Origin of the sequence: Pantoea sp. Ep11b (genome assembly GCF_040783975.1) — a bacterium.
Lineage (GTDB): Bacteria > Pseudomonadota > Gammaproteobacteria > Enterobacterales > Enterobacteriaceae > Pantoea.
The window spans coordinates 1,126,597-1,149,729 of record NZ_CP160631.1 but is presented as its reverse complement, the minus strand read 5'-3'; the positions used below and the strand labels follow the sequence as shown (position 1 = coordinate 1,149,729).

Genomic DNA, 23,133 nt, shown 5'->3' with positions numbered 1-23,133 from the left:
CGTAGAATGGGGCGATATTTTTCTGAACCGCTGGAGCCGAAAATGAGTAAGTCCGAACAACTGTTTGCCGAGGCACAACGCCTGATCCCGGGTGGGGTAAACTCGCCAGTACGCGCATTTACCGGTGTGGGCGGCGTTCCGCTGTTTATTGAACATGCCGATGGCGCTTACCTCTATGACGCCGATGGCAAAGCCTATATCGACTATGTCGGATCCTGGGGTCCCATGGTGCTGGGCCATAACAACAGCGTAATCCGCGATGCGGTGATTGAAGCCGCCCAGCGCGGGCTGAGCTTTGGCGCACCGACCGAAATGGAAGTGACGATGGCGCAGCTGGTGTGCGAGCTGATGCCGGGCATGGAGATGGTGCGGATGGTGAACTCCGGCACCGAAGCGACCATGAGCGCCATCCGCCTGGCGCGTGGCTTTACCGGCCGCGATAAAATCATCAAGTTTGAGGGCTGCTACCACGGCCACGCCGATCATCTGCTGGTGAAGGCGGGCTCCGGTGCGCTGACGCTGGGTCAGCCAAACTCGCCGGGCGTTCCGGCCGATTTCGCTAAGCATACCCTGACCTGCACCTTTAACGACCTCGATTCGGTACGCAGCGCCTTTGCGCAATATCCTGAAGATATCGCGGCCATTATCGTGGAGCCGGTCGCCGGCAACATGAACTGCATTCCGCCACAGCCGGACTTCCTGCCGGGCCTGCGCGCGATCTGCGACGAGTTCGGTGCGCTGCTGATTATCGACGAAGTGATGACCGGTTTCCGCGTTGCGCTGGGCGGTGCCCAGGCGCATTACAACGTGCGTCCCGATCTGACCTGCCTTGGAAAAATCATCGGTGGCGGGATGCCGGTCGGTGCCTTCGGTGGCCGTCGCGACGTGATGGCCGCCCTGGCCCCGACCGGGCCGGTTTATCAGGCAGGCACGCTTTCCGGCAACCCGATCGCGATGGCCGCAGGCTACGCCTGCCTGTCGCAGATCGCGCAGCCGGGCACCCATGAGAAACTGGATGCCCTGACCCGCCAGCTGGCGGAAGGTCTGCGCGAGGCCGCCCGGCAGCAGAACATCCCGCTGGTGATTAACCACGTTGGCGGCATGTTCGGCCTGTTCTTCACCGACGCTGACAGCGTGACCTCTTACGCCGATGTGACACGCTGCGACGTAGAGCGTTTTAAAACCTTCTTCCATCTGATGCTGGAAGAAGGCGTTTACTTTGCACCCTCAGCCTATGAAGCGGGCTTTATGTCGCTGGCCCACAGCGAAGCGGATATTCAGCACACCATCGATGCCGCGCGTCGTTGTTTCGCGAAACTGTAATTCCGACAGCGTTAAAGACAAAGACCGGCAGCAGCCGGTCTTTTGTTGTTGATAAGGCTTGCCCCGCTCAGGTGTGTGAGGATTCATGAGCAGCAACCCGGGGCCGTTCGGAAAGGCGCGAAAGCCGTCATCCCTGAGATGCGATCCTGAACGGGCCCGCGCGTTGCGTTGTTCAGAAACGTACCTGGCCTTTTTATTCCAGTCACGAGCCACCGTCCGAAACCAGCCTGCATTTTCCTTTTAAACTGACCGCCTGAGCAGCCAGATAAAGTAAGGCGCACCTAAAAAGGTCGCCATCAGTCCGGCCGGGATCTGATCCGGGAACGCCAGCATCCGTCCGCACCAGTCCGCCAGCACCATCAATCCTGCCCCCAGCAGCCCCGACAGCAGCAGCTGCGGCAACGCTCGCCGGAAGCCCAGCATCCGCGCCATGTGCGGGGCCATCAGGCCGACGAAACTCAGCGGGCCGATAGTCAGGGTCGCGCTGGCGGTCAGCGCCGCGGCCAGCAGCAGCAGGCTCAGCCGCGCTGGCGTTAACGCCATACCTGCCGACCGTGCGGTCGCGCTGCCCAGCGGCAGCAGCGTCAGCCAGCGCGTGGCCAGTGGTGCCAGCCCCACCAGCAGCAGGGCGCAGAGGGCGCTCTGGATCGCCTGCGTCCCGCTGATGTTATAGGTCGAACCTGAGATCCAGGTCAGCAGCCCGCCCATACGCGGATCGCCGCTGGCCAGCAGCAGCATCAGCAGGGTGACAAAGGCGCTGTTGAGCGCCATGCCCGCCAGCAGCATCCGCTCCGGCGAGAAACCACCGCGACTGGCGACTGCCATGATCACCAGCAGCGTCAGCGCCGCGCCCAGCGCACCCGCGGGCAGCAGCCAGACCAGGGCATCGCCGGAGACAAAGAACATCATGACGACCACGCCGCAGGCTGCGCCCGAACTGATGCCCAGCACTTCCGGGCTGGCCATAGGATTACCGGTCAGCCGCTGGATCAGGCTCCCGGCCACGCCCAGCATCAGACCGGTTACCAGCGCGGCCAGCAGCCGTGGCGCACGCCACGGAAGCAGAGCGTGCAGCATCTCACCGGCTGAGATACGCCAGCCCTGCGCATCACGTCCGAACGCCAGCCCGCCCCACACCAGCAGCCCAAGGATAATCAGGCCGATCAGCAGCCAGCGCAGCAGGTTCTGGCGCTCGGCGGGCACCCTGTCGCCCTGATTCAGCGCCGGTGGCACAGAACCGGTGCGGAGGCGCGGCAGCAGCCACAGAAGGATCGGCACGCCGAGCAGAGCCGTGGCCGTGCCTGTCGGGATGTCGCGCCAGTGCTGGCTTACCCACATCACGCAGCTGTCCGCCAGCCAGAGCAGCAGCGCGCCCGTCAGCGGGGCCAGTATCATGCGGCTGATGAGCCGCCGTCCCCCCAGCAGCTTCGCCAGCAGCGGCGCAAACAGCCCGATAAAGCCAATAATCCCGGCGACATTCACCAGCTGGGCGCTGAGCAGGATCGCCAGTCCCAGCCCGCCGATCCGGGCGACCGACAGCGAAAGCCCCAGATTTTTCGCCACGTTGTCATCCAGCCCCATCAGCGTCAGCGGACGCAGCAGCGCCAGCGCCACCACAAACGCCAGCAGCAGGCGCGGCCAGAGCTGCTGCACATTCTCCCAGCCCATCTGATTGAGCGCACCGGTGCTCCAGAGAAACATGTTCTGCAGCTGATCGTGATTGAAGATTGCAAAGATCTGATTAACCGCGCCGCTGTAGAGGCTCAGCACCAGCCCGGCCAGGATCAGCGTGACCGGCGACAGCCGTCTGCCCCAGGCGACGCCAAAGACCAGCGCACCCACCAGCAGCGCACCGCTCAGCGCCGCAAACTGCTGCGCCAGCACCCCGCCCGGCAGATGCCATAGCGTGGCGACGGTAATCCCCAGCTGGGCGCCGGATGAGACGCCCAGTGTGGTCGGTTCCGCCAGCGGATTGCGCAGGATCTGCTGAAACAGCAGACCCGCCAGACCCAGCCCCGCCCCCACCAGCAGCGCCAGCACCGTGCGCGGCAGCAGGCTGTAGTGAAACACCATCTGCGGCAGATTATCGACGGCCGGAGACCAGACCGCCTGCCACCACTCAGCCTGCGGCAGCGCCTGATGCAGATTCGTCAGCGTGAGGCTCAGCGCCAGCAGAAACAGCAGGCTGAGGAGGCCCGCAGGAAGCAGAGCGTGACGCATCATTGTTTCTCCAGCGCGCGTTCCAGCACGCGAACAAAGTGCAGCGCCGAGAGCGTGGCACCGTAATACCAGACGGCGGGCACACGCTGAAAGCGTCCGCTGCGCACAAACGGCAGCGCCTGCCACAGCGGGCTGCGCATCAGTTGCTGCATCTCCGCATCGTTGTCGTGATCGAAACAGAGGGTCTCGACGTCGCCCGCCTGCGCCAGCTGTTCGATGCCGATCACCGCACTGCCCCAGAAATTGGTTTCGCCGTGCCAGCCATTTTTCAGGCCCAGCAGGGTCATCACCTCCAGAAACAGGCTGTTTTTACCAAAGGTGATGGCGTGACGGCTGTCGAGCAGCGACATCAGCAGGATCGTACGTCCGGCATAGGGCGCCAGACGCTGACGTGCCGCCGCCAGTTCCGCATCGACCTCACGCAGATGCTGCTCCGCGCGGTCGCTTATTCCCAGGCGCGCCGCCAGCTGACGCAGCGATGCCCGCGCGGCGGTAAAGGGCTTACCGTCACCACTGTGGAGGTCAAACCCCATGGCTGGCGCAATGCGTTGCAGTTTATCTTTTGCGGGGCCGTAGCCATTGGAGCAGAGGATCAGCGACGGCTGCATCTGCGCCATCAGCTCAAGGTTCGGTTCGGTGCGCAGACCCACGTCGATCACGCCAGCGGGAAGCGACGGCTGTCCGACCCAGATGTTGTAGTTGTGCAGATCGGCCACCCCATAAGGCGTGATGCCCAGTGCCAGCAGAAGCTCGGTGGGTAACCACTCCAGCGCGATAATACGGCCGGTCCGGGGTGTGGCGGCACGCAGGGGGATGACACAAAACAGCGGTGAGGCCGCCAGCGCCAGCATCAGCCTGCGGCGTTCAAGATCGGGCATCATACTTCCTTAACAGACAAAACTGACCGGCGCGCCGCCCTGCGGATGTGGCAGGATGCCCATCGGGATGCCATAAATCGCCGCCAGCACGTCAGCCTGCATAAGGGCGTCGGCGTCCCCGTCGGCAATCATCGCGCCCTGACGCAGCGCCACCAGATGGTCGCAGTAGCGCGCAGCCATATTAATATCGTGCAGTACCGCAATCACCGTTAATCCTCGCTGCTGGCTCAGCGTTTTTATCAGCGCCAGCACCTCGACCTGATGGGCGATATCCAGCGCCGACGTCGGTTCGTCCAGCAGCAGACAGCGGCTGTTCTGCGCCACCACCATCGCCAGCCAGGCGCGCTGACGTTCGCCGCCCGACAGGCTGTCGACCAGCCGTCCGGCAAAGGGCTTCAGCCCGACCTGAGCAATCGCCTCGTCGACTCTGTCGCGATCCTCCTGACCAAAGCGCCCCAGTGCGCCGTGCCAGGGGTAGCGGCCAATCGCCACCAGTTCGCGAACCGTCATTCCTTCTGCCGCCGGTAACTGCTGCGGCAGAAAGGCGACTTCGCGGGCAAAGGCTTTGCTGTTCCACTGCCCGACCGGCTGCTGATTCAGCCGCACCTCGCCGTGGCTGGCCGCATGATGACGACCCAGCATCTTCAGCAGCGTCGACTTGCCGGAGCCGTTATGACCAATCAGTGCGGTCATTTTGCCCGGCGGAAAGGTCAGCGACAGCGGCTGAAGCAGCGTGCGACCTGGCACCTCAAAACCGGCGTTGTCCAGTGTAAAGGTCGACTCTTCTGGGTGAGGATGCGGCATGGTTATCCCTGTAGCGAACGGGCGCTGGCGCGCCCGGTTAAATCAGAACCTGAAGGTCGCGGTGCCGACAATCTTACGCTCCGCGCCCCAGTAGCAGGCGTATTCACGGTAGCAGCTGGCGACGTAGTCACGGTTGAACAGATTGTTGACGTTGACGCCCACGGTTGATCCCGGCAGGCCGAAACGGCCCAGGTCATATTTCAGCGCCGCATCAACCGTAGTGTAACCGGCCACCTTAAAGTTCTGGTTCTGCTGTGCGCCAGTGCTGTAAAGCCCCTGACTCTCGCCGACATAACGTACACCCGCACCCACCGTCACGCCCGATAAGGCGGTCTCGTGGAAGGTGTAGTCGCTCCAGAGTGAGGCCATATTTTTCGGCACCTGCACCGGCGTTTTGCCTTTCAGCAACGTGTCTTCAGTATATTCCGCATCGGTGTAGGTGTAAGAAGCCGTCAGGTTAACGTTGGCATTCAGCGCCGCTTTCGCTTCCAGCTCCACGCCGCGTGACCGGATCTCACCGCTCTGCACGCTGAAAAGCACATTGTTCGGATCCGCAGTCAGGTTTTTGGTTTTCGTCAGCTGATAAAGCGCGGCAGTAAGCACCACCGGACGATCTTTCGGCACATACTTCACCCCCGCTTCATACTGTTTCGCACGGGACGGATCAAAAGGTTGCCCGCCAGATGTTGTACCTGCCGTAGGAATGAAGGATTCGCTGTAGCTGAAATAGGGCGCGATCCCATTGTCGAAAACGTAGTTAAGACCACCGCGCCAGGTAAACGCCTGATCGTGGTTTTTAATTTCGGAATCACCATTACGGTTCAGCGCGGAGGTCATTGCATAATCGTAGCGGCCACCCAACGTCAGCACCCAGCGGTTCCACTCCATCTGATCCTGCGTATACAGGCCAGTCTGCTCCTGCTTATTCAGATACTGATAGGGGAAAGGGGCCCCGACATTTGCGTCATTGCCATACTGCGGATGAATGGCATTCAGAGAGGCTGCACTCCCGAAGGCGGCATCAATATCGTTACGCGTCCGCTGATAATCCACGCCCAGCAGCAGCGTATGATCCACCTGGCCGGTCGCAAATTTTGCCTGCGCCTGGTTATCCACCGCGAACTGGTTCAGCTTCTCGTGCGAGGTCGCGGAGCCACGGGTGATCGCCTGCGTGGCCGGGATAAAACCGTTGCCGTAGATGCTGCGATAGTCGGTGCGCAGATCGGCGTAACGCAGATTCTGACGCAGCGTCCAGGTGTCGTTGAGGCTGTGCTCAGCGTTATAACCCACCATTTTGGTGGTGCGCGAAATTTTGTTGCTCTGCTCACCTTCATCGAAGTCAGTCGGCAGTTTGTACTGGCTGCCGTCGGCGCGGGTAATGGGTACGACAGTGCCCTGCCGCGGCAGCCAGCCGTAATAGCCGGTTTCCGGCTCGTTCTGGAAATAGGTCAGCAGATCGATGCGGGTGCGATCGTCGGGACGCCAGCTGAATGAGGGAGCGATGGTGTAGCGCTTCTCTTTGTTCATCGCCTGCTGCGCATCCTGACTGCGCGCCTGGCCGGTCAGTCGATAGCTGTAGACGCCGTCATCATCCAGCGCCCCGCCGAAATCAAAGCCGGTCGAGAAGAGATTATCGTTGCCCATCTGGAACTGCACTTCACGCAGGGTTTCCTGCGTCGGCCGCTTGCTCACCAGCGCAACCACACCGCCGGGATTGCTTTTGCCATACAGTACGGAAACCGGGCCGCGCAGCAGTTCGGCGCGCTCCAGGAAGTAGGGATCGATGGCAAACTCAGAGTAGTTATCCCCCTGCAGTTTCAGGCCATCGAGATACTGATTGGTATTGGTTTCGCTGAAGCCACGAATCGACAGGGCATCATAAACGTCTGAGCTGCCGCGGTTTCCGGTCAGCACGCCAGGGGTGTAGTTAAACGCCCCTTTGACGCTGGTGACGTTGCGCATCGCCATCTCTTCGCGGGTCACCACGGAGACAGACTGCGGGTTTTTTTCAATCGGCGTATCAGTTTTGGTACCGGTGGCGCTGCGCTTGGCCGCGACCGTCGGTGTCGGGCCCCAGGGGTTTTCCGCTTCGACGCCGCTGCCGCCCTCGGCCGAGACGACCAGGGTTTCCGGCTGCGCCGCGTGAAGGCTGGCGCTGAGACTAAGGGTGATCAGGATGCCCAGAAGAGGACGGGAAAAGGTTTTTTGGGTGTTGTCAGAAAAAGTCGTTCGCACGTTCATAAAAGTGTCTCTGGACAGTAGGCGCAGTCAAGCGAATCGAAACGATAATGATTATTATAACGTTTCGATAATATGCGAAAGGCCTCCGGCACTGCAAGCGGAAATCCCCGCTGTGACAGCCTGCGCAGGCCAGCACGCGCCGGATCGTCAGGGATAAAAAAAGGGCGCCGAAGCGCCCTTTTTAACCGGTCAGACCGGTTTATTTGCCAAACATATCTTTTATCCAGCCCGCTACGCCGTCGCTATCCTTCTGCTCCTGCGGCTGCTGAGCCGGCTGCTGTTGCTGTTGCTGCTGCTGCTGATCGAACAGCTGTTGCTGCTGCTGAATCTGTTGCTGCTGCTGCTGACACAGCGCATTCGGATCCAGCGCCCACACCGGCAGCGAACGCCAGGTGCTGCTGCCCGTGCCGCAGACAAAGTTCCCGGCAGAGTCCACATTCATCATCGACACATCTTCCGGCGGCGTCAGCTGCAGCGGCATCGGTGCCTGGATATCCAGGTAGCGACGATAGAGCTGCATCGCCCCGCTGGCACCGTAGAGTTTAGTCGGCTGGTTGTTGTCGCGTCCCACCCAGGTGATCGCCACTTCTTTGCCATCAATACCGGCAAACCAGCTGTCGACCAGGTCGTTAGTGGTCCCGGTTTTACCGGCCAGATGCGCATTCGGGAAACGCGCGCCCAGCGCACGGGCGGTGCCGTGATCGGCGACCTGCTGCATGGTGTAAAGCGTCAGATAAGCGGCCTGCGCCGGTTCAACACGCTGCGCCTGCGGATAGCTCTGATAGAGCACGCTGCCATCTTCCGCAATCACCGAACGCACGGCGGACAGCGACGCGCGGTTGCCGCCGCTGGCGATCGACTGGAACGCCTGCGCCACTTCAACCGGCGTCAGGTTCAGGGCACCCAGCAGCATCGCCGGAACCGGATGCAGCTGATCTTTCGGTACGCCCAGTTTGTTCCATGTCTCCACCACCGCATCCAGACCCAGCGTCATCCCGAGGTTAACCGTCGGCACGTTCATGGAGTTGGTCAGTGCATCCACCAGCATGACTTTACCGCTGAAGCGACGGTCGTCGTTCATCGGCTTCCAGATGCTGCCGTTAGGCTGCTTCAGCGCAATCGGCTCATCCGCAATCCAGCTGTTCAGCCGGTAACTGTTCGGCTGGCTCAGCGCGGTAAGGTAGGTCGCCGGTTTCGCCAGTGAACCGATTGAGCGGCGCGCCTGCAGCGCACGGTTATAACCGGCATACTGCGGATCTGCCCCGCCGACCATCGCACGCACTTCGCCGCTGAAGCGGTCGACCACCACCATCGCCGTTTCCAGATCTTTCAGGCCACGCTGTTTTTTCAGCGTCGGAATGCCATCAATCACCGCTTTTTCAGCCGCATCCTGGGAGACCGGATCCAGCGTGGTGAAGATTTTCACGCCGGAGAGATCCTTGATCTTATCGCCCAGCTTCGCCTGCAGCTCGTTGCGCACCATCTGCATAAAGGCAGGCTGTGGCGTGATAACGCCGCCTTTCGGCTGGACGCCCAGCGGACGCGCCGACAGCATGTCATACAGCTCCTGGTCGATCACTTTCTGCTGCTGCAGCAGACGCAGCACCAGGTTGCGACGCTCCAGCGCCAGTTTCGGGTTACGCCACGGATTGTAGAGTGACGCACCTTTCACCATGCCGACCAGCATCGCCTGCTGATCCAGACTCAGTTCATCAACCGGACGGCCAAAGTAGTAGAGGCTCGCCAGCGGGAAACCACGGATCTGATCGCTGCCCGCCTGACCGAGATAGACCTCGTTCAGGTAGAGTTCCAGAATGCGATCTTTGCTGTAGCGCGCATCCATGATCACCGCCATATAGGCTTCACGCGCTTTACGCCACAGCGAACGCTCGTTGGTGAGGAACAGGTTCTTCACCAGCTGCTGTGTCAGGGTACTGCCGCCCTGCACCGCTTTACCGGCCGTGATGTTCGCCAGGAAGGCGCGACCAATCGAGTAGGGGCTGATGCCATCATGCTCATAGAAGTGACGGTCTTCGGTGGCGATCAGCGTATCGACCAGCAGATCCGGGAAGCCGGTACGCGGAACGAAGAGCCGCTGTTCACCGTTCGGCGACTGCAGCATGGTGATCAGGCGCGGATCGAGGCGGAAAAAGCCAAAATCGCGGCCGGTTTCGAGGTTTTTAATCTCGCTCAGCTCATCCTTCGTGAAGCTCATGCGTGCGTGGATCTGCCCCTCTTTACTGTCGGGGAAATCAAACGGGCGACGCAGCAGTTCAATCGTGTTGCCCTTCACCGAGAACTCGCCAGGGCGGGTAATCCGGGAGACTTCGCGATACTGGGTACCTTCCAGCAGCGCCACCATTTCACTTTTGTTATAAGCCATGCCCGGTTCCAGGCTGACCATGCGGCCATAGACGGTAGCGGGCAGTTGCCACACTTTACCGTCGATGCGGCTGCGAATTTCCGAGTCGAGGTAGATGCCCCACGCGGCCATCACCACCACAAACACCAGGAACAGTTTGATTATCCATCCCAGCCAACGGCGTTTGCCGCGCGGCGGTTTTCCACCTTTACCTTTACGTGGCACCGGCGCTTCCTCCTCGTCATCATTAAAATCGTCCTGACCGATATCCTGTTCGATATCCCTGCGTCGTTCCCGGCCCGTACTGCTGCGCGGCGGCAACGTTTTACCTTTGCGCCCAATTGGTTCGCGATCGTTCCCAGACATTACTTTTCTTCTCCAGGCAGTGCTTACGGCAGCGCCGCTACTCTAACTGCTTTCTCGCGTGCCGCATGGCAGAACCCTCTGAATTCGATCCAGTGGACTCAACCCTGCGGGGACATTTTTTTGGTCCGCCTTGTGGGTAAGGCGGTGGCCGGATCCTCTGGCCAGAGATGTTTAGGATAGCGCCCTTTCATCTCTTTCCTGACCTCCGGCCAGGCTCCCCGCCAGAACGCCGCCAGATCGCGGGTGATCTGCAGCGGGCGCCGGGCGGGCGATAACAGCTCCAGCACCAGCGGGACGCGCCCGTCGGCGACCGCCGGATTACGCGCTTCCCCAAACATCTCCTGAATCCGCACCGCCAGTACGGGCGGCTTATCTGCATCGTAGCGAATGGGCAGCCGGCTTCCGGTCGGCACAGTGTAATGAGTTGGCAGCGCACTATCCAGCCGCTGGCGTTGTGACCATGTGAGTAAATGTAAGAGTGCGGTCGTCAGGTTCACCGCCTGCAGGCTGCGGAGATCGCGCACGGCTGACATCTGCGGCAGCAGCCACTGTGACAGGCTCTCAAGCAGCGTGCTGTCATCGGTAGCGGGCCAGTGCTCTTCCGGCAGCCACTGCGCCGCACACTGGATGCGCAGACGTAGCTGCTCAGCCTCTGTGGTCCAGCCCAGCACCGACAGCCCCTTTTCGCCGATCCAGCGCAGCATGGCGGTATGCAGCACCTCCGGCTCCGGGCGCGCCATCGGCTGGGTTTTCAGCACCAGCGCGCCGATCTGCTCACGCCTTAACGCCCGCAGTGTGCCTTTCTCTTCATCCCACTCCACTTCAGTCCGGCGCTCCACCAGTGCCGGCTGCTGCTGGCACAGGGATTCAATATCGACCGGCAGGGCCAGCAACATACGGGCATCCGGCGTGGCGCTGGTCTGCAACAGGGCGGGAGCGATCAGCCATTCACTGCGCGTCAGGCCATCCTGCTCATCAAGCCTGGCACCCAGCCCGTTAGCCAGCTGATAGCGTCCGCTCTGGTCGCGCCGCCGCGCCAGCCGATCGCCAAATCCGGCCGCCAGCAGTCCGGCAAAACGGTCATCATCGACCCGGCCGCCCCGGATCCGGAGCCGCTGCTGCCACTGCTGCGCCCGCCGCAGCCACTGAGGCTGAGGCCGGTGCAGCGCATCGCGCAGATCGGCGCTGCCGCTGCGCGGCGGATCTTCCAGAATCGCCACCAGCAGCGCGGCGCTGGCGACCGCATCCGGATCGTCTCCTGCGGCACAGAGCAGCGCCGCAAGGCGGGGATCGCAGCCCAGCTGCGCCATGCGCCGTCCCAGCGGATTCAGCAGGCCGTGGCTGTCCAGTGCCCCCAGCCGGGTCAGTTGCTGTTTTGCCGCGTCGAGGTGGCGGGCGGGCGGTTCATCCAGCCACTGCAGTTGCCCGGGCTGTGTACAGCCCCACTGCAGGAGATCCAGCCACAGCGAGGAGAGATCGCTGCTGAGGATCTCCGGTTCACTCTGCGCCGCCGCACGCGCGGCCTGCTCCTGAGGCAGTAAATGCAGACAGATCCCTGGCATCAGTCGCCCCGCACGGCCCGCACGCTGGATCATTGAGGCCTGACTGATCCGCTGGGTCTGCAGGCGCGTGACCCCGCTGCGGGCGTCAAACAGGGCGCTGCGCTCCAGGGCGCTGTCGACCACCAGCCGGATCCCCTCAATGGTCAGGCTGGTCTCGGCAATATTGGTGGCGAGCACCACTTTACGGCGTCCGGCGGCGGCGGGCAGAATCGCCTGTCGCTGCGCCGCCAGCGGCAGCGCGCCATACAGCGGGGTCAGATCCACATCGTCACCGATCCGGGATTCCAGCTCGCGCTTCACCCGCTCGATCTCCGCCACGCCAGGCAGAAACAGCAGCAGCGAGCCGCTCTCGTCCCGCAGCAGCTGGGCGACCTCCCGGGCGACCGCCTCTTCGAACCGCACCGTCTGATTCAGTGACGCATAACGCCGTTCGACCGGAAAGCTGCGCCCCTCTGAGACAATCAGCGGCGCATCAGGCAGCCGTGCCGCCAGCCGGGCATTATCCAGCGTGGCGGACATCAGCAGAATCTTCAGATCGTCGCGCAGCCCCTGCTGCACATCGAGCAGCAGCGCCAGCGCCAGATCCGCCTGCAGGCTGCGTTCATGAAATTCGTCGAGGATCACCAGTGACACGCCCTCCAGCATCGGATCCTGCTGCAGCATCCGCGTGAGCATCCCTTCCGTGACCACTTCCAGCCGGGTCTGAGGGCCGACGCAGCTTTCGCCGCGCATCCGGAACCCGATCGTGGCCCCCGGCTGCTCGCCCAGCTGCTCTGCCAGACGCTGCGCCACGTTACGTGCCGCCAGCCGCCGTGGCTCCAGCATGATGATCCGTCCCGGCAGCCCCGCCTGCTGTAACAGCTGCAGCGGCAGCCAGGTCGATTTGCCCGCGCCCGTAGGGGCGGCCAGCAGGATTTGAGAGGCCTCTTTCAGCGCCGCCAGAAGGTCAGGCAGCACCGCGCTAACCGGTAAATCGCTCACAGCAAACTCCGCTTCTGCCTGTGCTAAGATGACGCGCATTGTAGCATGTGATATTTGCCGGAGAGCGCCATGGCGACACAACGCTTATTTTTTGCCCTCAGCCTGCCTGACGATATGCAGCAGGCGCTGGTGCGCTGGCGAGCCGACACCTTTCCGGCGGAGGCGGGCGTGCCGGTCGCCGCGGCGAATCTGCACCTGACGCTGGCGTTTCTGGGTGAGGTGACGCCGGACACCTCACAGCGCCTGCAGACCCTGGCGTCACGCATCGTTCAGCCCGGCTTTGATCTCGATCTGGATGACGCCGGACACTGGCCGCGCCCCGGCGTGGTCTGGCTCGGCTGCCAGCGCGCGCCGCGCGGTCTGCTGCAGCTCGCCAGCCTGCTGCGGGCGCAGGCCGCCCGGCATGGCTGTCACCAGAGCCCGCAGCCGTTTCATCCGCACATTACGCTGCTACGTCACGCTACGCAGCCGGTAGCGTTGCCGCCGCGCGGCTTTCACTGGCGTTTTCGCGTCTCCCGTTTTTCACTGTTCGCCTCTGAGTTCAGCCGGGGCCGGACCCGCTATCGCGCACTGGCCAGCTGGCCACTCTCTTCTCAGGATCCGCATGCACTTCTCTCCGCCCCTTAAACCCGCCCGTCTGATCGCCCGCTATAAACGCTTTCTGGCCGATGTTGTGACGCCCGACGGTGAGGTGCTGACGATCCACTGCGCCAACACCGGTGCCATGACCGGCTGCGCCACGCCGGGCGATCGGGTCTGGTACTCCACCTCCGACAGCCTGACGCGCAAATACCCCCATAGCTGGGAGCTGACCGAAACGCAGCAGGGTCACTGGATCGGTGTCAATACTCTGCGTGCCAACCAGCTGGTGGCCGAAGCGCTGGATCAGAACTGGCTGCCCGCACTGGCCGGTTACAGCCAGCGTCAGGCCGAAGTTAAATATGGTACTGAAAAAAGCAGAATTGATTTCCTGCTCAAAGCAGAGGCCCGGCGCAACTGCTATATTGAGGTCAAATCCGTCACTCTTTTACATGAAGGCAAAGGGTATTTTCCGGATGCGGTGACGATTCGAGGCCAAAAGCATCTGCGTGAACTGGCGACAGTGGCGGCAGAGGGCCATCGGGCCGTTTTGTTGTTTGCCGTTCTGCACTCGGGGATTGAGGACGTTTCCCCGGCACGCCACATCGATGCGGCGTATGCAGAACAACTGGCTCAGGCGCAGCAGGAGGGTGTAGAGGTTTTAGCGTACCAGGCAGCACTGTCGGCGCAGGGGATGTTTCTTAAATCGCCGATCAGCGTAACCTTGTAATATCTTTTGCAATTTTATGTGCTAAGAATGTTCTGTGCTAAACGCCGAATACGCTGTTCCTCACAGGCTTGTCAAGGTGTGTTCATGAAGAATTGCCAACCCTGACTGCTTCTGTTATTTATAGCGGCCTGTTTTTTTCCCCAATGGGGGATCGATGTACCCCGCAGAGGTCAAATGCAGGCTGGCAGTCCCGCCCCTGCGAGACGTCAGTGAAAGGGTATAGTGCGTGTTATCCAGGAGAAGCAACATGCAAGAAGGTCAAAACCGTAAAACATCGTCCCTGAGTATTCTCGCTATCGCCGGAGTCGAACCTTATCAGGTGAAGGCTGGCGAAGAGTATATGAACGACGCACAGCTGACTCATTTTCGTAAGATTCTGGAAGCCTGGCGTAATCAATTGCGGGACGAAGTCGATCGTACCGTATCGCACATGCAGGATGAAGCTGCCAACTTCCCGGACCCGGTTGACCGTGCCGCACAGGAAGAGGAGTTCAGCCTGGAACTGCGCAACCGCGATCGCGAACGTAAACTGATTAAAAAGATCGAGAAGACGCTGAAGAAAGTCGAAGATGACGACTTCGGTTACTGCGATTCCTGTGGCGTTGAGATTGGCATCCGCCGTCTCGAAGCACGTCCGACAGCCGATCTCTGCATCGACTGCAAGACGTTAGCAGAAATTCGTGAGAAACAAATGGCCGGCTGATGCCGCGTCCAGCCTGTTACCACGCAGTGGAGCACCTGCTGTTTCGTTCCCTGCGTGGTCACTTCTGACCCCTATGTCATCCTCCTGTATCGGCCGTTTCGCCCCCTCTCCGTCTGGTGAACTTCACTTTGGCTCGCTGATTGCTGCGCTGGGCAGTTACCTGAGTGCGCGCGCGCAGAATGGCCTCTGGCGGGTAAGGATTGAAGATATCGATCCCCCCCGCGAGGTACCGGGTGCCGCCAGCCGCATTCTGCAACAGCTGGAACACTATGGCTTAACGTGGGATGGTGAGGTGCTCTGGCAGTCTCAGCGTCATGAGGCCTATCGTGAGGCGCTGGACTGGCTCCGGACGCATCGTCAGAGCTATTACTGCACCTGTACCCGACGCCGCATCCAGCAGATGGGTGGCTTCTATGATGGCTACTGTCGCGATCGGCAGCGCGGACCGGAGAATGCCGCACTGCGTTTACGCCAGCATACGCCGGTTCTGGCCTTTGAGGATCGCCTGCGCGGTCGGATAGAGGCGGAGCCCGCGCTGGCGCAGGAAGATTTTATCATTCACCGCCGGGATGGCCTGTTTGCCTATAACCTGGCGGTTGTCGTCGACGATCACTTTCAGGGCATCACTGAGGTGGTGCGCGGCGCAGATTTGATTGAGCCGACGGTACGCCAGATTGCGCTCTATCAGCAATTTGGCTGGCCGGTGCCCGACTGGATGCATCTGCCACTGGCGCTGAATCACGATGGCAATAAGTTATCGAAGCAGAATCACGCTCCCGCCCTGCCGGAGGGCGATGCCCGACCGCTGCTGGTTGCAGCGTTACGCTTCCTCGGGCAGCCGGTTTCCAGCGGCTGGCAGGACTTAACGCAGGAGAAACTGCTGTCTGATGCGGTGGCACAGTGGAATATCGCTTTGATGCCGCAGGAGAACGCCCTGAAACCGGATGCACAGACAACAGCATTCTCAAACGGTTCTCAACAGGCTATGATTAGCCGCTGATTTTACCTACACCCTTATTGCCACTGTCGAGGTGTCCCATTTTTACCCGAGTAGCTAATTTTTGCCGGAAAGTCCTGAAGCGAGATGAAGAGGAAGCCCCAGCAGAGGTTGAACCAGAGCGTCTTATGACCATCATTCCTCGTGAAAGCCATACCATCTCACGTAAAGACATCAGCGAAAATGCCCTCAAAGTGCTCTATCGCCTGAATAAAGCCGGTTATGAAGCCTATCTGGTAGGCGGTGGCGTGCGCGATTTGCTACTGGGGCAAAAACCCAAGGATTTCGACGTCACGACCAATGCCACGCCTGAGCAGATGCGCAAGCTGTTCCGCAACTGTCGCCTGGTAGGCCGCCGTTTCCGTCTGGCGCACGTCATGTTCGGCCCGGAGGTGATCGAAGTCGCTACCTTCCGTGGTCACCATCAGGCGGAAGAGCCCGATGAGGATCGCAACAGTTCGCAGCGCGCCCAGAGCGGTATGCTGCTGCGCGATAACATTTTCGGCTCTATCGAAGATGACGCCCAGCGCCGCGATCTGACGATCAACAGCCTCTACTACAGTGTGGCCGATTTCACCGTCCGCGACTATGTGGGCGGCATCAGCGATCTGGAAGCAGGCATTATCCGTCTGATTGGCGATCCGGAAACCCGCTATCGCGAAGATCCGGTCCGTATGCTGCGCGTTGCGCGCTTTGCCGCCAAACTCAATATGCGCATCGCGCCGGAAACCGCTGAGCCGATTCCGCGTCTGGCCTCGCTGCTGCGTGACATTCCGCCCGCACGCCTGTTTGAAGAGTCCCTGAAACTGCTGCAGGCGGGTTACGGCTACAGCACCTATCTCAAACTCTGTGAATATCAGCTGTTCCAGCCGCTGTTCCCGACGCTGGCGCGCAACTTCACGGAAAACAGCGACAGCCATATGGAGCGGATGGTGGCGCAGGTGCTGAAAAACACCGATAACCGCATTCACAATGAGATGCGCGTTAACCCGGCGTTCCTGTTTGCTGCCATGTTCTGGTATCCGCAGCTCGAAGCGGCAGAACGCATTGCGCAGGAGAGCGGCCTGACCTACTTCGAAGCCTTTGCGATGGCGATGAACGACACGCTGGATGAAGCGTGCCGCGCGCTGGCGATTCCGAAACGTATCACCTCGCTGATCCGCGATATCTGGCTGTTGCAGCTGCGCATGTCGCGTCGTCACGGTAAACGTGCCTGGAAACTGATGGAGCATCCGAAGTTCCGCGCGGCTTACGATCTGCTGGCGCTGCGTGCAGAGGTGGAGAATAACCCGGAACTGCTGCGTCTGAGCCAGTGGTGGGGCGAGTTCCAGGTGGCGGCTCCGCCACAGCAGAAGAACATGCTAAATAACCTGGGCGACGATCCGGTGCCACGCAACCGCTCGCGCCGTCCGCGCCGCCGCTCTTCCGCCCCCCGTCGCGACAACCACAACGTCTCATGACCCGGGTTTACCTCGCGTTAGGCAGCAATCTCGCCGATCCGCTGCATCAGGTTGATGCAGCGCTGACCGCACTCGATGCGCTGCCGCAGACGCAGCGCATCGCGACCTCTCCGTTTTATCGCACACCGCCCTATGGCCCGCCCGATCAGCCCGACTTTCTCAACGCCGCCGTGGCGCTGGAGACCGATCTCAGTGCAGAGGCGCTGCTGGACCATACCCAGCGCATCGAACATAAGCATGGCCGGGTACGCAAAGCGGAACGCTGGGGACCGCGCACGCTGGATATCGATCTGATGCTGTTCGGCGAGGCGCACATCAACACGCCGCGGCTGACTGTGCCGCACTATGACCTGCTGAACCGCGCCTTTATGCTGGTGCCGCTGCTGGCGATTGCACCGGATGCCTCTCTGCCGGATGGCCGCCCGCTTCGCCCCTTTCTGACCGCTCTTGATACCCGCAGCATCGTGCTTTGGCACGGCTGACGCGACAAACGCACATCTGTGATTCCGCTCTTTCACGCTATCCAGTAAACTGCGCGCATCAGAATTCCTGAGTTGAGAGCGCCATGAAGCCCACCACGATTTCCCATCTGCGTCAGGCCAAGGCCAGCGGTAAAAAGTTTGCCACGCTGACCGCCTACGATTTCAGTTTTGCCCGTCTGTTTGCCGAGGAAGGCATTCAGGTTCTGCTGGTCGGTGATTCGTTAGGGATGACGGTACAGGGGCATGATTCCACCCTGCCGGTGACGGTCAGCGACATCGCTTACCATACCGCAGCGGTTCGCCGTGGCGCGCCGCAGGCCCTGCTGCTCGCCGATCTGCCGTTCATGAGTTACGCCACGCCAGAGCAGACCTTCAACAGCGCCGCACAGCTGATGCGGGCCGGGGCCAACATGGTGAAGCTGGAAGGCGGCAGCTGGCTGGCGGAAAGCGTGCAGATGCTGACCGAGCGGGCGGTGCCGGTGTGCGGCCATCTCGGCCTGACCCCTCAGTCTGTGAATATCTTTGGCGGCTATAAAGTGCAGGGCCGCGACGACGCGGGCGCCGAGCAGCTGCTGGCGGATGCACTGGCGCTGGAAGCCGCAGGCGCGCAGCTGATGGTGCTGGAGTGCGTTCCGGTCTCCGTGGCGCAGCGCATTACCGACGCGCTCACCATTCCGGTGATCGGCATCGGCGCCGGTAACGTCACTGACGGGCAGATTCTGGTGATGCATGACGCGCTGGGCGTGACCGGCGGCCATATCCCTAAGTTTGCTAAAAATTTCCTGGCGGAGACCGGCGACGTGCGCGCCGCCATTCGCCGCTATATCGCCGATGTCGAGGCCGGAACCTATCCGGCGGCAGAGCACAGTTTCCAGTAATCCGGGAGAGTCATCGTGTTGATCATTGAAACGCTGCTGATGCTGCGCCAGGAAGTCCGTCGCTGGCGTCAGCAGGGTAAACGCATTGCGCTGGTGCCCACTATGGGTAATCTGCATGAAGGGCATCTGACGCTGGTGGATGAAGCGCGCGCGCGTGGCGACATCGTCATCGTCTCGATCTTTGTGAACCCGATGCAGTTCGATCGTGCCGACGATCTGGCGCGCTACCCGCGCACGCTGCAGGAGGATTGCGAAAAGCTGAACCGTCATCAGGTAGACGTGGTCTTTGCCCCCTCGCCTGCCGAAGTCTATCCGCAGGGCGCACAGAATCAGACCTTCGTTGAGGTGCCGGTGCTCTCTTCCCTGCTGGAAGGGGCCAGCCGTCCCGGCCATTTCCGCGGCGTCGCCACCATCGTCAGCAAACTCTTTAATCTGGTCCAGCCCGATATTGCCTGTTTCGGCGAAAAGGATTTTCAGCAGCTGGCTATCATTCGTAAGATGGTGGCCGATATGGGCTTCGACATTGAGATTGTTGGCGTGCCAACCGTGCGGGCGAAGGATGGCCTGGCGCTGAGTTCACGCAACGGCTACCTGACGGCCGAAGAGCGCAGGCTGGCGCCGGTGCTGAGCCAGGTGATGAAACAGATGGCGACGCGGCTGGAGAACGGCGAGCGTCACATTGAAGAGATCGTTGAGGCGGCCAGTGACGCGCTGCTGGCGCAGGGCTTGCGTCCGGATGGCCTGGCGATCTGCGATGCGGACACGCTGCAACCCCTGACGGTGGACAGCCAGCGCGCGGTGGTGCTGATGGCCGCCTGGCTGGGCAACGCTCGCCTGATCGATAATCAAATCGTTGACCTGACGCAGTAATTCCCCCCGCGACAGGTTATTTTCTTTCTCTGACAAGGTTTCTGGCTATGATTCGCACAGTTCTGCAAGGCAAATTGCATCGCGTCAAGGTGACACAGGCGGACCTCAACTATGAAGGTTCCTGCGCTATCGATCAGGATTTCCTGGACGCTTCCGGCATTCTGCAATATGAAGCGATTGATATTTATAACGTCACCAACGGTCAGCGTTTTTCTACCTACGCTATCGCGGCTGAACGCGGCTCTAAAATTATCTCGGTCAACGGCGCCGCCGCCCGCTGCGCCTGTGAAGGCGATATTTTAATTATCTGCTCTTACGTGCAGGTCGACGATGCCGAAGCGCGTCAGTGGCAGCCCAAAGTCGCCTACTTCGAAGGTGATAATCAGATGAAGCGTCTGGCAAAAGCAGTGCCAGTGCAGATCGCCTGATAAAAAAAGGCCGGCCCGTTAAACGGCCGGCCTTTTTCATGGCGACGGATTAAGCCGCCTTGCTTGTCATCGGCTTCGATGATTTCTTCATCGTAAAGAGGAAATTAAACCAGCCACGTTTTCTCATCAGACACAACGTCCACGGTAACGCCAGCGCCACCAGAAACGCCGAAATAAACTTCACATCGTTCACCCAGGCTGACGGGCTTTCAAATTTCACAATCTTACTGAAGAACTGAATCGCCAGATAATGCGACAGGTAAAAGACAATCGAATTCACGCCAATGTAGTAGACCAGTTCCGACTTCAGCTTCAGCGCAATCCAGACAAACAGCGGCACCGACAGCAGCGCCAGCGGTGAGAGTAACGCCTGGGCGTGACGATCCAGTACAAAGATATTCAGACAGGAGAGCACGACAAAACTGACCAGCGAAATAAGCAGCGTCGGGCCGTGCTGAACTTTTTCCGCAATATCGACCTGCTTTCTCACTACATAATCACCAAGATAGAAGAAAACAAACAGATAGAGCGATTTGTTGATATGAGTATTATCGAAGCTGGCAAACACACCATCAGAATCAATCGCCGGCAGCGCCCAGCTCAGTGCCATACAGATGGCAAATACCAGCAGAAACGGCAGATGACGCGCGAAGATAATCACAATAAAGAAGATAAACAGCGAATGCAGGAACCAGGTCATATCACCGCCACCGGTGAGGTGCGAGAGAATAATATTCATCGGCGATTGCGGGGTATTTGCCATGGAGCTGAACAGGATTTTTAACCCGCCATAAACCGCAACCCAGACCACAAATGGATAGAGAATACTGCGCACTTTATTATTAAAAAAAGGACCCAGACCTTTTTTTAATCCCGCATCGACAAATAACCCTGACACAAAGAACATCAGTCCCAGTCTGACCGGCGCCAGCATCTCATTTAAGAGGCTGCTGAAGGCGGTAAAATGTCCGGCGTTATTATGTACGGCGATAGTACTGTGCAAAAAAATGATTGCGAGAATACTCAATCCCCGCAGATTATCGATCCACGTTATACGATTCATCTTATCCTGCCTTTGATTAAAAACTGGCCGTGATTCGCAAGCCATTTTTATTATTGAAAACACCCCGGTCCCACTCTTTTTCCCTGAGCGGAGGAATAAGCTTATTCGCGTCGTATTCTGATAACTCAACTAAAAATAAACAACAGCCTGACATTAGGGCTAATCTTAAAAAATATTTATCATTTGAGAATCATTAAGATAGCGATATCCCCCTTTGTAATATCAGATAAAACTTAGGGTTATTTCATTGCCAGCGGGCAGCAAAGCGAGGCAGCACGCGACTGCAGAGGAAAAAATAAACAGATGGCCCTGGCGCGGAGCTCTTTTTTAAGACCAGTCGCAACCGCAACGATTGCTGCTTTAACAGACAAAAAAAAAGCCACGCGCTTATTGCTGCGTGGCTTTTTCATTTTCTTTGTCGTCAGGTGCGTAATCCGCGACCGCGCTGAATCAGTGCATAGACCAGCCCGTAAAAGACCACAATAAAGGCCACCAGTACCGAGAGGGTAAAGGCCAGCGGCACATCATTAATGCCGAGAAAGCCGTAACGGAACCCGCTAATCATATAAACGATCGGGTTGAGCTTCGAGATAGCCTGCCAGATCGGGGGCAGCAGGCTCAGCGAGTAGAAAACACCGCCCAGATAGGTCAGCGGGGTCAGCACAAAGGTCGGGATCAGGCTGATATCGTCGAAGGTGCGCGCAAAGACGGCATTCAGCAGCCCTGCCAGAGAGAACAGAATGGCGGTCAGCAGCAGAGTCACCGCCACCATCGCCCAGGAGTGAACATGGAACGGCACAAAGAACAGCGAGATTGCCGTGACCAGAATCCCCACGCAGACACCCCGCGCCACGCCGCCACCGACATAGCCCGCGATGATGATGTGAGTGGGAACCGGCGCGACCAGCAGCTCTTCAATATTGCGCTGGAATTTGGCGCTGAAGAACGACGATGCCACGTTAGCATAGGCATTGGTGATGACCGCCATCATGATCAGTCCCGGCACGATGAACTGCATATAGCTGAAGCCGTGCATCTCACCGATGCGCGACCCGATCAGGTTGCCAAAGATGATGAAATAGAGCGTCATGGTGATGACCGGCGGCACCAGCGTCTGGATCCAGATGCGGGCAAAACGGTTAACCTCTTTGGCCCAGATGCTTTTCAGCGCCACCCAGTAGAGATGTGTCATGCTTTAACTCCTGTTTTTCCCTGCGTCGTCAGACCCACAAACAGCTCTTCCAGACGGTTAGCTTTGTTGCGCATACTCAATACCTGCACGCCCTGCGCGCTGAGCTGGCTGAAGACGCTGTTCAGCCCCTGCTCCCGCAGCACTTCCACTTCCAGCGTGGAGGTATCGGTCAGACGATACTGGAATCCTTCCAGCGTCGGCAGCGGACTGCGCGGAGCCAGATCGAGGATAAAAGTTTCTGATTTAAGCTTGGAGAGCAGCGCTTTCATGGAGGTGTTCTCCACCAGCTCGCCGCTCTGGATGATGCCGATATTGCGGCAGAGCATCTCCGCCTCTTCCAGATAGTGGGTGGTGAGGATAATCGTCGTGCCTTTGGCGTTGAGATCTTTCAGGAAGACCCACATGGAACGCCGCAGTTCGATATCGACCCCGGCCGTCGGCTCATCCAGAATCAGCACCTTCGGCTCATGCATCAGCGCACGGGCGATCATCAGGCGGCGTTTCATCCCGCCGGAGAGCATCCGCGCACGTTCACCGCGTTTGCCCCACAGATCGAGCTGCTTCAGGTATTTTTCCGCCCGCTGGTTGGCCTCACGACGCTCGACGCCGTAGTAGCCCGCCTGATTGACGACGATCTGCATCACCGTCTCAAACGGGTTGAAGTTAAACTCCTGGGGCACCAGGCCAAGCTGGCGTTTGGCGTTGACCACATCTTTTTCCAGATCGTAGCCAAACACCCGCACGCTGCCGCCGGATTTGTTCACCAGCGAACTGATAATCCCGATGGTGGTCGATTTACCGGCACCGTTTGGCCCCAGCAGCGCATAAAAATCACCGGCTTCGACGTTAAGATCGATGCCCTTCAGCGCCTGTACGCCGCCGGCATAGGTCTTGGTCAGCCCGGAAAGTTCCAGTGCATATGTCATTCTGCATCCATACCCTGTTTTGATGGCATTACAATGCCGTTTAAATTTATCAGGCCCTGGCCTATAGTACGCGCGCGCACTCTGCGCA

The 23,133-nt window shown here is 59.7% G+C and carries 20 protein-coding genes; 10 read left to right on the top strand and 10 right to left on the bottom strand.

From position 1 onward, the window contains the following. Window positions 1–42: 42 nt before the first annotated feature. Complete coding sequence (hemL, locus tag AB1748_RS05260) at window positions 43–1,323, top strand: glutamate-1-semialdehyde 2,1-aminomutase (protein ID WP_293774851.1); 1,281 nt, start codon at window positions 43–45, stop codon at window positions 1,321–1,323. 240 nt (window positions 1,324–1,563) lie between these two features. Here the strand turns inward: hemL and fhuB are convergent, their stop codons facing one another. The 6 genes from fhuB to hrpB form a co-directional block, all read right to left on the bottom strand. Beyond that, a complete protein-coding gene (gene fhuB, locus AB1748_RS05255; RefSeq protein ID WP_367396320.1) occupies window positions 1,564–3,543 on the bottom strand; it encodes a Fe(3+)-hydroxamate ABC transporter permease FhuB in 1,980 nt (659 codons plus the stop codon). After that, the gene (fhuD, locus tag AB1748_RS05250) at window positions 3,543–4,421 is read right to left on the bottom strand and encodes a Fe(3+)-hydroxamate ABC transporter substrate-binding protein FhuD (protein WP_111140274.1); all 879 of its coding nucleotides are present in this window, start codon (window positions 4,419–4,421) and stop codon (window positions 3,543–3,545) included. The genes fhuB and fhuD overlap by 1 nt, the downstream gene beginning before the upstream one ends. Window positions 4,422–4,430: 9 nt before the next feature. Next, window positions 4,431–5,225, bottom strand: a complete 795-nt coding sequence (gene fhuC / locus AB1748_RS05245) for a Fe3+-hydroxamate ABC transporter ATP-binding protein FhuC (RefSeq protein WP_367396095.1) — start codon at window positions 5,223–5,225, stop codon at window positions 4,431–4,433. A 42-nt stretch (window positions 5,226–5,267) separates the two neighbouring features. Continuing rightward, window positions 5,268–7,466, bottom strand: a complete 2,199-nt coding sequence (fhuA, locus tag AB1748_RS05240) for a ferrichrome porin FhuA (RefSeq protein WP_367396094.1) — start codon at window positions 7,464–7,466, stop codon at window positions 5,268–5,270. Between the two features lie 199 nt (window positions 7,467–7,665). Beyond that, window positions 7,666–10,194, bottom strand: a complete 2,529-nt coding sequence (gene mrcB, locus AB1748_RS05235; protein ID WP_367396093.1) for a bifunctional glycosyl transferase/transpeptidase — start codon at window positions 10,192–10,194, stop codon at window positions 7,666–7,668. Between the two features lie 98 nt (window positions 10,195–10,292). After that, window positions 10,293–12,776 (bottom strand): ATP-dependent helicase HrpB, encoded by a 2,484-nt coding sequence (hrpB, locus tag AB1748_RS05230; RefSeq protein ID WP_367396092.1) that lies wholly within the window; start codon window positions 12,774–12,776, stop codon window positions 10,293–10,295. A gap of 30 nt (window positions 12,777–12,806) precedes the next feature. Between hrpB and thpR the strand changes: the two genes are divergently transcribed. The 9 genes from thpR to panD all read left to right on the top strand — a co-directional run bounded on the left by thpR (window position 12,807) and on the right by panD (window position 19,864). After that, complete coding sequence (gene thpR, locus AB1748_RS05225; protein WP_111140279.1) at window positions 12,807–13,364, top strand: RNA 2',3'-cyclic phosphodiesterase; 558 nt, start codon at window positions 12,807–12,809, stop codon at window positions 13,362–13,364. Continuing rightward, window positions 13,342–14,046 carry a DNA/RNA nuclease SfsA gene (gene sfsA / locus AB1748_RS05220; protein WP_111140280.1) on the top strand — a complete coding sequence of 235 codons (705 nt, stop codon included), beginning with the start codon at window positions 13,342–13,344 and terminating at the stop codon, window positions 14,044–14,046. The genes thpR and sfsA overlap by 23 nt, the downstream gene beginning before the upstream one ends. Before the next feature lie 247 nt (window positions 14,047–14,293). Beyond that, complete coding sequence (dksA, locus tag AB1748_RS05215) at window positions 14,294–14,749, top strand: RNA polymerase-binding protein DksA (RefSeq protein ID WP_111140281.1); 456 nt, start codon at window positions 14,294–14,296, stop codon at window positions 14,747–14,749. A gap of 73 nt (window positions 14,750–14,822) precedes the next feature. Beyond that, on the top strand, window positions 14,823–15,749 hold the full coding sequence (gene gluQRS / locus AB1748_RS05210; protein WP_111140282.1) for a tRNA glutamyl-Q(34) synthetase GluQRS: 927 nt from the start codon (window positions 14,823–14,825) through the stop codon (window positions 15,747–15,749). A 38-nt stretch (window positions 15,750–15,787) separates the two neighbouring features. Next, the gene (gene pcnB / locus AB1748_RS05205; RefSeq protein ID WP_293774913.1) at window positions 15,788–17,206 is read left to right on the top strand and encodes a polynucleotide adenylyltransferase PcnB; all 1,419 of its coding nucleotides are present in this window, start codon (window positions 15,788–15,790) and stop codon (window positions 17,204–17,206) included. Next, on the top strand, window positions 17,203–17,688 hold the full coding sequence (gene folK, locus AB1748_RS05200) for a 2-amino-4-hydroxy-6-hydroxymethyldihydropteridine diphosphokinase (protein ID WP_367396091.1): 486 nt from the start codon (window positions 17,203–17,205) through the stop codon (window positions 17,686–17,688). Before pcnB ends, folK begins: the two co-directional genes overlap by 4 nt. An 83-nt stretch (window positions 17,689–17,771) precedes the next feature. Then, window positions 17,772–18,566: a 3-methyl-2-oxobutanoate hydroxymethyltransferase gene (gene panB / locus AB1748_RS05195; protein ID WP_111140285.1), complete on the top strand. Its 795-nt coding sequence runs from the start codon at window positions 17,772–17,774 to the stop codon at window positions 18,564–18,566. Window positions 18,567–18,581: 15 nt separating this feature from the next. Then, window positions 18,582–19,436: a pantoate--beta-alanine ligase gene (gene panC / locus AB1748_RS05190; RefSeq protein ID WP_293774833.1), complete on the top strand. Its 855-nt coding sequence runs from the start codon at window positions 18,582–18,584 to the stop codon at window positions 19,434–19,436. Window positions 19,437–19,483: 47 nt separating this feature from the next. Continuing rightward, complete coding sequence (gene panD, locus AB1748_RS05185; protein ID WP_111140287.1) at window positions 19,484–19,864, top strand: aspartate 1-decarboxylase; 381 nt, start codon at window positions 19,484–19,486, stop codon at window positions 19,862–19,864. Window positions 19,865–19,913: 49 nt separating this feature from the next. On the opposite strand, the gene AB1748_RS05180 is transcribed toward panD, so the two are convergent. The 4 genes from AB1748_RS05180 to AB1748_RS05165 form a co-directional block, all read right to left on the bottom strand. Further along, the gene (locus AB1748_RS05180; protein WP_367396090.1) at window positions 19,914–20,927 is read right to left on the bottom strand and encodes an acyltransferase family protein; all 1,014 of its coding nucleotides are present in this window, start codon (window positions 20,925–20,927) and stop codon (window positions 19,914–19,916) included. 239 nt (window positions 20,928–21,166) lie between these two features. Next, window positions 21,167–21,337, bottom strand: a complete 171-nt coding sequence (locus AB1748_RS05175) for a hypothetical protein (protein ID WP_367396089.1) — start codon at window positions 21,335–21,337, stop codon at window positions 21,167–21,169. A gap of 11 nt (window positions 21,338–21,348) precedes the next feature. Continuing rightward, entirely contained in the window at window positions 21,349–22,119 is a 771-nt protein-coding gene (locus AB1748_RS05170; protein WP_111140289.1) for an ABC transporter permease, read from the bottom strand. Continuing rightward, window positions 22,116–23,045, bottom strand: a complete 930-nt coding sequence (locus AB1748_RS05165; protein WP_111140290.1) for an ABC transporter ATP-binding protein — start codon at window positions 23,043–23,045, stop codon at window positions 22,116–22,118. The genes AB1748_RS05170 and AB1748_RS05165 overlap by 4 nt, the downstream gene beginning before the upstream one ends. Between the last annotated feature and the right edge of the window lie 88 nt (window positions 23,046–23,133).